Origin of the sequence: Pseudoalteromonas sp. McH1-42 (assembly GCF_022347845.1) — a bacterium.
In the GTDB taxonomy this organism is placed as follows: Bacteria; Pseudomonadota; Gammaproteobacteria; order Enterobacterales; family Alteromonadaceae; genus Pseudoalteromonas; species Pseudoalteromonas rubra_D.
In genome coordinates this window covers 78,726-91,848 of sequence record NZ_JAKRFU010000006.1, presented here as the reverse complement: position 1 = coordinate 91,848, position 13,123 = coordinate 78,726, and the positions used below count along the sequence as shown (strand labels likewise).

At 48.9% G+C, this 13,123-nt stretch carries 8 protein-coding genes; 4 read left to right on the top strand and 4 right to left on the bottom strand.

The window, feature by feature from the left end; genetic code table 11:
• Positions 1-8 precede the first annotated feature (8 nt).
• Entirely contained in the window at positions 9-593 is a 585-nt protein-coding gene (locus tag MHN31_RS06485) for a GNAT family protein (RefSeq protein ID WP_125557724.1), read from the top strand.
• Here MHN31_RS06485 and MHN31_RS06480 read toward each other — a convergent pair.
• Positions 590-2,293 carry a DUF4153 domain-containing protein gene (locus tag MHN31_RS06480; protein WP_239443805.1) on the bottom strand — a complete coding sequence of 568 codons (1,704 nt, stop codon included), beginning with the start codon at positions 2,291-2,293 and terminating at the stop codon, positions 590-592. The two genes, MHN31_RS06485 and MHN31_RS06480, sit on opposite strands and share 4 nt — an antisense overlap.
• A 422-nt stretch (positions 2,294-2,715) precedes the next feature.
• On the opposite strand from MHN31_RS06480, the gene MHN31_RS06475 reads away from it, so the two are divergent.
• From MHN31_RS06475 to MHN31_RS06465, 3 genes are all read left to right on the top strand, one after another.
• Positions 2,716-3,330 (top strand): OB-fold-containig protein, encoded by a 615-nt coding sequence (locus MHN31_RS06475; RefSeq protein ID WP_239443804.1) that lies wholly within the window; start codon positions 2,716-2,718, stop codon positions 3,328-3,330.
• A 69-nt stretch (positions 3,331-3,399) separates the two neighbouring features.
• Positions 3,400-5,493 carry an SPFH domain-containing protein gene (locus MHN31_RS06470; RefSeq protein WP_125557718.1) on the top strand — a complete coding sequence of 698 codons (2,094 nt, stop codon included), beginning with the start codon at positions 3,400-3,402 and terminating at the stop codon, positions 5,491-5,493.
• A gap of 90 nt (positions 5,494-5,583) precedes the next feature.
• A complete protein-coding gene (locus MHN31_RS06465; RefSeq protein ID WP_239443803.1) occupies positions 5,584-11,367 on the top strand; it encodes a DNA repair ATPase in 5,784 nt (1,927 codons plus the stop codon).
• 30 nt (positions 11,368-11,397) lie between these two features.
• Here MHN31_RS06465 and yiaA read toward each other — a convergent pair whose 3' ends face one another.
• The 3 genes from yiaA to MHN31_RS06450 are packed head-to-tail and all read right to left on the bottom strand — an operon-like array spanning position 11,398 to position 13,018.
• A complete protein-coding gene (gene yiaA, locus MHN31_RS06460; protein WP_239443802.1) occupies positions 11,398-11,844 on the bottom strand; it encodes an inner membrane protein YiaA in 447 nt (148 codons plus the stop codon).
• Between the two features lie 11 nt (positions 11,845-11,855).
• A complete protein-coding gene (locus tag MHN31_RS06455; protein WP_239443801.1) occupies positions 11,856-12,665 on the bottom strand; it encodes a DUF2145 domain-containing protein in 810 nt (269 codons plus the stop codon).
• A gap of 2 nt (positions 12,666-12,667) precedes the next feature.
• Positions 12,668-13,018, bottom strand: a complete 351-nt coding sequence (locus tag MHN31_RS06450; RefSeq protein ID WP_239443800.1) for a hypothetical protein — start codon at positions 13,016-13,018, stop codon at positions 12,668-12,670.
• Positions 13,019-13,123 lie beyond the last annotated feature (105 nt).

Genomic DNA, 13,123 nt, shown 5'->3' with positions numbered 1-13,123 from the left:
TGTAAACTATGTGGATAAAAAATACCGTGCTGGAAGGGCAGTATATTCGGTTAGAACCGCTGTCTATTGAGCATGTTGAGGAGTTGCAGGAAGCTGTGCAGGATGGCGAAAGCTGGAAACTCTGGTATGCCAGCGTGCCCGCTCCGGAGCAAATGCAAGGGTATGTCGAAAAGGCACTGAGTAAGGTGGGTGAAGATCAGATAACCTTTGTTGTCAGGTCGATTGCCAGTGGCCATATTGTGGGAACCACACGCTACTACGACATTAAACCTGAGCACAAACGCGCTTCGATTGGGTATACCTGGTATAGCGCTGCAGTGCGTCGTACGCCGGTTAATACCGAGGCAAAATTACTGTTAATGGAAAATTTGTTTGAGCAGTGTGGGGCACTCTCTTTGGAGTTCAAAACGCACTTTTTCAATCATGCTTCAAGGCAGGCCATTGAGCGTCTTGGCGCTAAACTGGATGGGGTGCTCAGAAGCCATCAGATTCTGGCTGATGGCTCTATCCGTGACACGGCAGTGTATTCCATTTTGGCCAGCGAATGGCCTGCAGTGCGCAACCACCTTAAAGCAAAACTCACAGCCCGTTAAAACGGGCTGTGCAGCTCTAACCTGTGTTCACCAATCTTAATGTCTTTGAACCTGGGTTCAACAATCTCAAAGTTGTCAGTTTTAAGCGCTTCCAGCAGGTCTTTTGATTGTGCTCCATAAACTTTTTGGTCCATGTAGCCAGATTGCCAGCCCAGCACGCCATCAATAACACCCAGATAAAACACCCTTAATTCCACCCGATGCTGAGTATTAGCAATAAACAGATATTCTGCCTCTGGTGTATTGTCCAGCTGAATGGGTCGTAACATAAGTTCAGTCGCGTCATTGAACAAATGTGTGTTGTGTCTGGCGAATTCTTCCAGTGCAGTCACTAGCTCCTGGGGCAATGCCTGTTTCTGTGCATCTGGCATGTTAATCAGGTCTAATAAGGTTTGTGTCGTCAGGGGCTTAGTTTCCAGGGTCAACGCGGTGTGGATCCGACGCTTTAGTTGCTCGTCATCGATGTTATGTTGCAGTGATTCGAGTGCTGTTAGTCCTTTTCGGCCCAGCTCGTTTACCAGGTAACGAGGGTCAAAATCAGCTGGCTGAGTGATCCCTGCGGTGAGGCGGTCTATCTGAGAATTGACACTCATGCCACGAAAGTCAAGCAAGGGAGTTTGGGTGGCAATCAGCAGTCCAAGCAAACTTAAAGTGACCGGTCGGTTTACTGTGCTCAATCTGGTATACCAGGTGGCTTTGTGCGTGATCAACTGCCACACATAGCCCACGCAAACTGTCATGCTGACTGAGGCAATGAGCACGGCCCACAAGCGGGCCAGGCTGAGGCCGTATTGCTCTATTCTGAGGTATAGTCCCCAGCCGCTGAGTGCAAGATAGCAGGGGAGCAGGAGCAGCCCGAGTGCAATGAAATGGCGATACCAGGGACGCTGAGTCAATGCTTCACCCGACAGGTTAAGGCACAAGACGATGGCACCAACTAACACAAAGATAAGGCTGCTGCCGCCATTTTGCCAAAGTGTATCCAGCTCGCTGAACAAAACCGCCACGAAAAACAGCATGGCCACGGCGATCAGTACGGGTAACAACAGGGTGGCAAAGTTACGGCATATGGCAAACAACTGATTCGCCAGATTACTTCGGCTGCGTGCCTGGATAACGCCAATAGCCTGGCTTAATGTGATGGCCGGGTAATAAAACCAGGGCTCAGAAAACAGATCGGTGAAAAAACTGATTTCGATGACTTCGAACAAACTGGCCCATAGCATCAACAGCATAAGCACAGATAAAGTAAATAGCTGTGCGGCTGCAAACACCAACAGAAAACGCCCCATGGCCTGGCTCAGCAGAACATAGCTGGGCAACCAGCGCTTCCGGCTGTTCTGGGTAAGCCATGGAATAAGCAATACTGAAGCCAGGAAGATTATCAGCGGATACGGCCACGCTTGTGATGGTATGGGTGCGCGCCCGGGAAGTAACTGGTTGCCCACATAAAAGCCACACAGCGTGAATAGCAGCGCATATATTCCCAGTTGAATATAAAAAGGTCTGTTGAGTTGGGTGAAGCTCGAAAAAATAAGTGTAGAAGGCAGAAAGATCACCAACGAATAGGCGGCAAACAGCCAGTGTGGTGATTGGCCCGGCCAAAATGCGAAGTCAACAGATTGATGCAGGATGATCAGGAAAAAGCTCTGCAGCAGAGCGACCAGCAGCAGTTTACGGCTTGTCAGTAATGGCTCCATATATGTCTCACTATATCAATTCCTTGTTCCTGTCATTTAAACTTAACAGTGCTGAAAAGCAAGTAAATAATGATGAGAGTGGTGCTAAAATCTAGTAAAGTGCAACAAAGAATTTGACATAATATGTCGTAATGTGGCAGATTGATTGTGTGGTAAAGAGAGCTTCAGAGCTTTTTTATAGCGTGGTTTATCACCGCGTCATGTTAACTTAAAGGGGGTGAAGAAATCTTCCCATCGCACATTATAACCAACTCGTAATAACTCGGGCTGGGGTAAATCCAATCACACTTGTCAGGTTTGCTGTGGGTTGTATTTACGTTTATTTACCATGCAGGCGCTCAACTTGGTGTTTTGTTCATGAATACCACGCTATGCTTCTTTTGTTATTAAAAATGCAATAATCAACCGTGTAAGGAGGAAATATGGACTTTTTAAACACGGCTTTCACTTTTCCTACGGTGATCTACTCTACATTATTACTGATTGTATTGCTGTTCTGGCTGATCTCATTGGCTGGATTTGCTGACCCCGATATGCTTGATGGTGATGCGGATATCGAAGCTGAAGGAGGCGCGGAAGGTGGTTCCTTATGGCAAATGGGCTTTGGCGGCGTGCCTTTGACTGTTTCCATCAGCTTAATCGTTGTAATGAGCTGGGTAGTCAGTTACTACGCACAGAAATTATTTGCCTACTTGCTCGGCGATGGCGTCATGTTTTACCTGATTGGCAGCGCATTTATGCTGGGTAGTCTGGTTGTGGCATTGCCTCTGGCAGCAGCGTTAGTCAGGCCATTACGTGGCGTATTCGACAGCCAGCAGACCAGCAGTAAAGATGCGCTGGTCGGACTGGAATGTGTGATTGCCACCGGAAAAGTCACCACTACATTTGGCCAGGCACGCGTTTCCCATGAGGGCACCGAGCAATTGATCGAAGTCAGATGTGATGAAGAAAATACGTTTACTCAGGGTGATAAAGCACTGCTGATTGAACACAACGCAACAACTCATAGTTACACAATCGTCACCAACCCCTGGTGATGGCTCAACTTTAAAAACGGCGCCGGATAAGCGCTCGGGAATAACTTATAAAACTTATCAGGAAGAGATATGGAATTTTTAAATAACCTTGGACCTGTTTTGACTATCGTCGGTACAGCGGTTGTCGTCATTTTTGCCGTCATTTTATTGATTGGCAAATTCTATCGAAAAGTGGAGCAAGGCCACGCGCTGATCATCAATAAAATGAAAAATGAACCCGATGTCACCACCACAGGCGGCATTGTTTACCCGGTGATCCATAAGATGGAAGTCATGGACATTTCTACCAAGCGCATGGTGCTGGAACGCCGCGACAGCAGTGGCTTGATCTGTAAAGATAACATCCGTGCCGACATTGCCATTACCTTTTATATCCGCGTTAATGAAAATAAAGAAGACATACTGCGGGTAGCGAAGCAAGTCGGGTGTGCGCGTGCGTCTGAGCCAGAAACGCTGCAAGAGCTGTTTGAAGCCAAGTTCTCTGAAGCACTGAAAACCGTGGGTAAACAGATGCACTTCGAGGAGTTGTTCACGCACCGCAATGAGTTCCGCGACAAGATCAAAGAAGTGATTGGTCAGGACCTGTCGGGCTACACCTTAGAAGATGTCGCCATCGACTATCTGGAACAAACATCAATCCATAAGCTGGATGCGAGCAATATTCTCGATGCGGAAGGTATTCGCCGTATCACTGAAAAAACCGCAGCACAAAACGTTGAAACCAACCAATTAAAGTGTGACGAACAGGCTCAAATCGAGATCCAGAATCAGGCGGCGCTGGAAAAAACGCTGGAAATTGAGCGTCAGAAAGAAGACGCCATGGCGAAGCAAAAGCGTGAGATTGAAACCGTTCAGGCACGCGAAGAAGCCGAAGCTGAGCGCGTTAAGCAAGAAGAGCGTCTGAAGTCTGAAGAAGCGCGCCTCAAAGCCGATGAAGCAATTCAGATTGCAGAGCAAAACAGACAGCGTGAAGTGGATATCGCTGAGCAAAACCGTCTGCGCGTGCTGGCTATTGAAGAAGAAAAAGTGGCTCGTTCACGTGAAATAGAAGTGATTGAGCGTGAAAAAGAAACCGAAATCCTGCGTATTAATAAAGAAAAAGCGCTGGAAGTAGAACGTAAAGAGATAGCCGATGTGCAACGCGACCGTGTGGCTGTTGAGAAAACTGTGGCGGAAGAGCAGGAGCGCATCAAAGATGTGCAAACGCTGGCTGCTGCTGAACGTGACAAACAGGCCATAGTGATCCGCGCTCAGGCTGAAGCTGAAGAGGCCTTAGTCAAAGACATTGAAGCGGCTAAAGCACAAGAGCAGGCCGCTGACTTTAAAGCCCGTGAAATGGAAAAAATGGCTGAAGCTGAGCTGCGCATTGCCAATCAACAGGCTGAATCGAAGAAGATCCTGGCAGAAGCAACGCAGGTTGAGGCAGCTGCATCAGGTTTGGCAGAAGCTGATGTGATAAAGGCCAAAGCACAAGCCAATGCATTGCAGGGTGAAACAGACGCTAAAGTACTACAGCAGAAGATGGAGGCAGAAGCGCATGGTAAGCGCGATATTGGCCTGGCAGATGCCGAAGTACAGACTGCCATGGCAGATGCCATGGAGAAACAGGGTGAAGCAGAAGCGATTAACCTTGAGCGCAGAATGTCAGCCGAAGCCAAAGGTCTGGAAGAGAAACTGCAGGCGCTTAACGCCATGGATAAAGACGCCCGCGACTATGAAGGCTTCACACTGCAACTGAACCAGCAAAAAGAACTGACACTGGCACAGCTGGAAGCAAACAAAGACATTGCTGCTCATCAGGCACAAGTGCTGGCTAAAGCACTGAGCGATGCAGACATCAACTTCATGGGGGGTGACGGTCAGTTCTTTAACCAGTTTATGAACGCCATCACACTGGGCAAATCCATCGATGGCCTGGTCAACGAAAGTCAGACTATGCAGACTGTGTTTAAAGATCACCTCAACGGTGAGCGTAACCTGATGGACGACCTGAAGGGCGTACTGGCGGGTGCAAATGCTTCATCAGAGACACTTAAGAACATCAATATGAGCAAGTTTTTCCAGCAGCTGAGCAACACGTCGGATGCTGAAAAACAACAATTGCTTAGCCTGTTGGGCAATTCACTGAACGGTAATTCAGCTAAAAACACAACAGAGGAATAAATCCCTGAAAAGGGGCATAGCCCCAATGTTTTTTGAGGTGCGTGGCGGCAATTCGGTTTCACGCACCCGATATGATTACAGGAAAGTGATATGACTGAACCAACAAGTCAGGATACTGAGTCACACAGTGCACTGGAGCAGGGCTCTTATCAGCTAATAAAGCGCCGCTTGAGTAATTTCGGCAGCGAGCTGCGCACTCAGGTTGATATACTCAATGACCAACGCGTTGACGCCTTTGGCAGCACTGAGCTGAAGGTACAGGGTCGAGCCCGGGTTCGAACTGAGCACAATTGCATTCCCAGAGACATAGTGCTGATTGGTGATAAGCTGATCTTTGCGTACAACGTCTTTATGGGCCTGAAGCAAAGTACGCATGTCAGTGATGTATTCAGCGTACAAAAGCTGGTGTTGCAGGACGACCACTATGAAGTGGAGCCGTATCCGTCAGAGACCAAGTTTCTGACCGATGCCCGCTTTTTAAGGGACTTTGACGAGCTTTATACTTATTACAAAGAAACCCGCTTGCAGCATCTGTTTGTGCAAGGCGGCAAGCTGTTTGCGCTCTTTCAGATTGGCGACCGACTGAGTGATGTCAGGGTATTTCGCTGGCAAATTGCCGCGGATAATACGCTGGACTATATAGATAACCGCGGTGAACGAGATATTCAGGAGCACAGCGGCTTTGATTTTGAATGGACCAGGACAGATCGTGCCCAGCATGAGGAAGGCCGGCACCCGCACATTAATGTGCTCGACAAAGTGTTTGTCGAAACTGTCGGTGGTGACCTGACCATTAAGATTGAAAACAACACTGAAACTGGCGAAGGCATTTATAGCGAGCCGGTAGAAGACAGCAATCAGTCATTGGCAGACTGTGAGTTGTATTACGCACAGGTCGGTGAGCTGATCCTGCTGAAGGTCCAGCCTTATCGCGAAAAGCAGTGGCGTTACTTTGTTTATAATTGTCGTACTCAGCAGGTGCTCAGACAGGATGCCATCGGTCAGGCTTGTGTGCAGTTGCCTGAAGACCACGGCATTATTTTCCCGGGCGGCTATTATCTGCAATCCGGTCAGACGCGTTATTTTGAAGAAAAAATAGATGATTTGGAATTTCATCGTCAGCTAAAATCGCCAAACGGTGAAGACGTGCTGTATGTGTTTTACGAGCCTTCCGAAGGCCGTTATGCGCTGTTTGCTTATAATATCATCGAAAAGAATCTGCAAAACCCCATTTATTGTCATGGTTATGGCATTTATGAAGATGGCTTAACGCTGACCTTTAAAGCTGAGCAGGAAGAAGCCGAGCGGGTTCATCCTATTCAGATATGGCAAAGCCCCTTTTGTTCGGCACAGTTTGCCGCTAATGCACCTACACCGACCAGTGTATTCGGTCGCATAGGCAATCCGGACCTGGTCAGAGCCATCTCTGATCTATACAGCGTCTGTAAGGCTATTAGCGAGCAAAATCCCAGTGTTTTTCATTACGAAGATCTGATCTCTCATACCCGTGGGATACTTGATCGCTATCACTGGCTCGCGGAAGCTGATTTCAGCACCATTAATACGCAACTGCACGATATCTTTGAAACCTCCGAGCAGGTGCTGGATGAGTTTGAAAAGGTCAGCCAAATTCAGCAAAGTGCCCGACAGGCGGAAGCTGATATTGAGCAGGAAAGCCATCAGGTATTGCGTGACGTGCGCCCCGACAGTTTTAAACAGGCCAGTGAGTTTGTCGCCAGCCTGGATGCGCTGAAACTGCTCAAAGGGAAAGTGATCAGCCTGGAGGAAGTGAAATACATCAACCTTGATGTACTCAGCGCTATCCAAAGCAACATTGATGAACAGACCCAAGTACTCAGTCATGCAACGGCGGCTTTTCTGCAACAGGATAAAGCGCTTGCTCCCTATCATGAGCAGTTGCGGGATATTAATGAGAAAAGTGAGCAAAGCGACAGTGTCACGGAACTTAAAGGCTACCTCGGTTCACTTGAAACACTGGGCGATGAGCTGGACCTGCTAAACCACACTATGCTGGACCTGGAAATTGAAGACAGCCGAGTCAGGACACAAATTCTTGAGGATGTGAGTGCGGTATATGCATTGGTTAACCGTGCCAAGGCAGCCGTTGAGATACGTCGCAAAAGCCTCGGTAGTGTTGAGGCTAAGGCTGAGTTTGCCGCGCGCTTTAAACTGTTCAGTCAGAGTATCACCAGTGCGCTGAGCGCTGCTAAAACCCCTGAGCAATGTGATGAGCAGTTATCGCGATTGTTGATCCAGCTTGAGGAGCTGGAGTCTCAGTTCAGTGAATACGATGAGTTTCTGGCTGAGATTCTGGCCAAACGAGATGACGTTTACGAAAGTTTTGAAGCGCATAAACAGCAGCTGATTGACGAGCGTCAGCGCCGGGCACTGAATCTGGCCACCGCTGCAGAGCGGATTTTACAGGGCGTGAGCCGACGTACTCAGAATTTTACTGAGCTGGATCAGATCAACGGTTATTTTGCTTCTGACCCTATGATCAGCAAGCTACGTAGCCTGACCCAGGAGCTGAAGGAACTTGGCGATGAAGTCAAAGCCGATGACATTGCAGCGAAACTCAAGGCCAGCAAAGATCAGGGGATCCGCTCGCTCAGAGACAAGCAAGATATCTATAGCGACGGCGGTAAAACGGTCAAAATTGGTAAACATGGCTTTAGCGTGAACAAGCAGGTACTGGATCTGACGCTCTTGCCTCGCGATGATGAGCTAATGCTACACCTGACCGGGACAGAGTACTTTGATGTGATCCCTGACCCGCAAGCCCGCTCACAGTTAGCAGAGGCGGCTGACTACTGGACACAAACCTTACCCTCCGAACGACCAGAGATTTATCGCGGCGAGTTTTTAGCCGCCCAGATCCTGCGTGCGGCGCAACGGGGTGAGTCTGACTTGTCGATGGAGCAGCTACTGCGTGCTCTGCAGGAGGAGTCATTGCTGAGTGTAGTCCAGACGTTTGCTGAACCCAGGTATCAGGAAGGTTATGAAAAAGGGATCCATGACTTTGACGCGGCTCAGATCCTGACCTTGCTACTGAAACAAAAAAATGAGCTTGGGTTACTGATTTATCCGGCCAGTTGTCGGGTCATGGCCCAGCTGTTTGTCTCGACACTGGATGTGGCGCAGTTACAGCCGTTACAACAACAAGCAACGCAGGCGCAATTGATGGCCACTACGCTCAATGATCCGCGCTTTAACCAGCTGTTAATTGGTGAGCTGAGCGAGCTGATAAGCAGTTTTGGGGTGCAACTGGGCGATTATACAGCGAGTCTAGCGCAGTATTCTGCCCCGCTGAGCGCTGAATACCTCATTCAGGTGCTGGCCTGCAGCAAAGGTCTGCCACAGTTTGAACTGCAATCAGGAGCACGTAAGTTGGCTGAGCAGTTTCAGAGCATGGCCAAGGCCAAAGGTTTCTGGCAAACGCTGCAAGCCACCTTTGCTGAACTAAGCACTTTGTCTGATAAGTGCCGCCTGGCATCGGGCTGGCTGAGCGCGTATGGCGAACAACATGGCGCTAGTCGTGAAGATCAGATTGAAGCGGCGAATTACTTGTTGCTTGCGGATCACAAAGGACTCAGCTATCAGGTGAATGATGTCCAGGCGCAGACACAAGTATCCGGTCTGATGGGGCAGCATTCGCGTATTGAAGAGCAGACTTTGGCATTAGATTATGCTGAGTTTTTGGCCCGCACCAGTGCGTATATTGAGCAGGCTTTGCCCGCTTATCAGGGTTATCAGCAGTTAAAGGCCGATGTTTTGCAAGCGCAAAAAGCACGCCTGCAACTGGAGGAGTTTAAACCCAGACCGCTGAGTTCATTTGTGCGCAACCAGCTCATTGATAAAGTGTATTTTCCGATCATCGGGGATAACCTGGCCAAGCAAATCGGTGCTTCAGGTAGTGCCAAGCGCACTGATTTAATGGGCATGTTATTACTGATCTCGCCGCCGGGATACGGTAAAACTACTTTGATTGAGTACGTGGCAAACCGCCTTGGACTGACTTTTGTTAAGGTCAACTGCCCGTCTATTGGTCACGATCAGGTTTCTTTGGATCCGTCTCAGGCGATTAATGCGACGGCCGCTAAAGAGATAGATAAGATCAACCAGAGCTTTGAAATGGGCAACAACGTAATGCTCTATCTGGATGACATTCAGCATACCAATCCGGAGTTTTTGCAGAAGTTTATTTCGCTGTGTGACGGCTCACGCCGGATTGACGGTGTCTGGAATGGTAAGAGTAAAACCTATGACCTGCGCGGTAAAAAGTTTGCGGTGGTCATGGCCGGTAACCCGTATACCGAATCGGGTGAAAGTTTTAAAATCCCGGACATGCTGGCGAACCGGGCAGACATATACAACCTGGGGGATACACTGGCCGGGTGTGAGCAAGAGTTTGCCATGAGTTTTGTTGAAAATGCGCTGACATCGAATGCGGTGCTTGCACCACTGGCAAACCGTAATATGGCCGACTTGTACAAGCTGGTGCGTATTGCTCAGGGAGAAGACATTTCGCTTAACGAGCTCGAATATGGCTATTCTCAGGCACAGGTCAATGAGATCAGTTCAGTACTTCAGAAGCTGTTGGTTATTCGTGAAACCGTACTCAAAGTGAATGCTCAGTATATTGCCTCGGCTGCGCAGGATGATAACTATCGCACCGAGCCGCCATTTAAGTTGCAGGGCAGTTACCGCAACATGAACAAGATGGCAGAAAAGGTCGTTGCCGCTATGAATCAGGAAGAGCTCGAAAACCTGATCCAGGATCACTACAGGGGTGAAGCGCAAACACTGAGTAAAGGCAGTGAAGAAAACCTGCTTAAACTGGGTGAGTTGCGAGACACGCTCACTGCTGAGGAAAGTGAACGTTGGGCTCAGATTAAGGCGGACTATGCACGACTTAATCGGGCTAATGATGCGGGGAGTCCGGCTTTGCTGGCGGTTGAGCAACTGGCTGAGGTCAGTGGTGCGTTATCACAGATAGCCTCACGTATGGATAAACAGCAACTGAGTCACAACTACAGCGAGCAGTTTGAAGGGTTGCGTGCTGTACTTGGGGAGCAGGGCGTGACAGCGCAACTGCAACAATTGACTCGACAAGCCGAGCAGCCTGCCATCCTCAAAGTGCTAGAGCAACTTGCTGAACAAAACCTGGCGCATAACCAGCAATTCCCGCACTGGCTGGACACCATAACGACGGCAATAAACTCGGCTGCGCAGAGTAGTGACACGGCGACACGTGAGGGTCAGGCAGAACTCAAAGAGGTTCTTGAAGTGCTGGTGGCTTATCAGCAGTCAGGACAAAGCGAGTTGGTGCAGGCACTGAGCGAATCAGTCAGTCAGGCGATGGCCAGCAGTGACCAGCTTGCTTCCAGTAATCTGGCAACGCTTAAGTCAGCATTGGACTCTGTGCTCAGACAGCAGCAAACCAATCAGACAGCTCAGGTTCAGGCAGTATCTAAAGCACTGGCGCAGTCCGTTGCAGGGTTAGAGCATCATCAGAGCTCGCTGGATAAGGTGTTGGCGTCACTGCTCAGCCAACAGGAGTCTCAACAGGCGAAGCAAAATGATACTCAGCAAGCATTGATTAGCGAATTGACGACACAACTGGCACGTATTCAGTCGGCGAGTGTGCAGGTAGATAACTACAGTGATGATGCCAGTGCCCAGGCATTAGCTGCAATTACTGAGTTACTTGGCCAAATGCATCAGGCGTCACAACAGGGAAGTGACACCCAGTTGCGTGAGCAACTGACTACGATTATCGACAAGCTTGAAAATTTGCAGTTGGCACCGTCGGAAGGTAACGAACCAAGAGGAGAGAATCCTTATATGTTATAAGGCCGCGTTGTGCGGCCTCTTAACTTCAGATCACTCCTCGCCTTCATGCACTTGTGTATTGGGTGAGGAGACCGTTTCAGTCACGCTCTGGCTATCGCGGACGTTCTTTTGAACGGCAATTGCAGCATATAGACTCATCAAAAACGCGATACCATAAAACCCTTTTTCACTGAGCAGCAACTCGGCGCGCCACAAAGCAAATACCAGCAGTACTGCGGCCAATAAAGTGGAAGCTAAACTTAATAAATAGTAAATGTTTGAAGTCGGAATTTGTTCCTGACGGTCTCGGATGCACTTTTGCAAAGAGACCGCAGAAAACAGGCCATAGAGCAGGGCTATCAGATAATATCCTTTTTCATTCAGGGCCATTTGCGCATTGAACAGGCCAATCAGGTAGCAGGCGATACCAATCAGCAGAGCGGCAACAGATGCCAGTCTGAATGCTTTACTCGGTGCATAAGGGGCTGTTGTAGTCATACTGTGTTCTCCTAAAGTGGATATTTCAAATCAACCGGGCCATCTGGCGTCAGTACAGTGCTGTGCGCCAGCAACTGGTTGTTATTAAGGTATCGGACGATAGAGGTAAAGGTGGTGGTTTTGACCTTACCTTGATGGTCACTGCTGTCGACACCATCATTAAAGAGTGAGCCAAGCGCGAGTTTAAAGCGGCTCACATTGAGTGTTTGCGGCTTAAAATAGGCCCGCGTATTCACTTTGAGCTGTGCCATGTCCGTGGTGTTATATAATGCAGCATTGATCACATTCAGCGTATGCTCGGTGCAATTTTGCTTCTGGTTATTAAATGGGTTGGCTACCACCGAGTAGCGCGGATTATGGACCTTGGCAGGTACTCCCTGCGCAAACGCATCCAGCAACTTTTGCTGCAATGCCCGCGTGGGTATTGCAATGGCTGCTTTGAGGTCATGCACTGACCAGAAAAAGTCCGTAGGATAATCGATTATCAGCTGGCTGGTGCCGGGGTCGTCGTTCAACTGATATAAATTGTGAATGGCATAACCCTGCTTTTTCTCACCATCTGTGGTCGTGAGTTCGGAGTAGACCGCCAGTGCAACATGGGTAAATTCGATGCCCTTGGGGAGGTCATCCTGCGGGCGACCAACTCGGCCGATAACAAATACGTGTGCGCCCTGATTTGCAGCATAACGCTCAACTTGTTTGGCAAATTGCGCAATCTGATTTGCTTCAAAGCGGGCCTCGCCACTATTTTGGCTGCCTGCAAAAGTGTGTGTGCTGGCACTTAGTGCAGCGGCCATGCACAGTCCTTGTATCCACTTCATAATTATAGCTCCTCGCTAAGGGCTTGTGCTGGTGCAGGTCCTGCAATCAATACATCGTCACAAATAGGCAAAGGTTTTGGGCTGGCGGCGTCAGATAGGTCTGCTGCGGCCTTGGCACTGGCCATACCTACTGAAATTGTACCGAACCCGATTACTGCAACGGGGATAGCAACGGCAATCATAGACACTTTTGCGCCTTCAACGGCGCTTTCACCAACGCTAAGTGCACTGTACTTACTGGCCTGACTGCCATGATGGCTGGCCTGTGATGCGTGGCTGTCATTTGCCATAACCTGTGTACAAAATAATCCTAATACCGCAGAACATAAAACTGAACGAAGTAAATGAGTCATATCTTTCCCTCTTGGTAAGCAAGCCATGTGGCTCGCGTTGACTTGCTTTCCAATTTACCGAAGGGATTATATTTGTATACTCAAAATTAATATGTATAGTAATTA

Excerpts from the sequence above, each read along its gene's own strand:
- MHN31_RS06485 (WP_125557724.1), top strand. The coding sequence starts at position 9 with ATGTGGATAAAAAATACCGTGCTGGAAGGGCAGTATATTCGGTTAGAA.
- MHN31_RS06455 (WP_239443801.1), bottom strand. The coding sequence starts at position 12,665 with ATGAAGTGGATACAAGGACTGTGCATGGCCGCTGCACTAAGTGCCAGC.
- yiaA (WP_239443802.1), bottom strand. The coding sequence starts at position 11,844 with ATGACTACAACAGCCCCTTATGCACCGAGTAAAGCATTCAGACTGGCA.
- MHN31_RS06450 (WP_239443800.1), bottom strand. The coding sequence starts at position 13,018 with ATGACTCATTTACTTCGTTCAGTTTTATGTTCTGCGGTATTAGGATTA.
- MHN31_RS06465 (WP_239443803.1), top strand. The coding sequence starts at position 5,584 with ATGACTGAACCAACAAGTCAGGATACTGAGTCACACAGTGCACTGGAG.
- MHN31_RS06470 (WP_125557718.1), top strand. The coding sequence starts at position 3,400 with ATGGAATTTTTAAATAACCTTGGACCTGTTTTGACTATCGTCGGTACA.
- MHN31_RS06475 (WP_239443804.1), top strand. The coding sequence starts at position 2,716 with ATGGACTTTTTAAACACGGCTTTCACTTTTCCTACGGTGATCTACTCT.
- MHN31_RS06480 (WP_239443805.1), bottom strand. The coding sequence starts at position 2,293 with ATGGAGCCATTACTGACAAGCCGTAAACTGCTGCTGGTCGCTCTGCTG.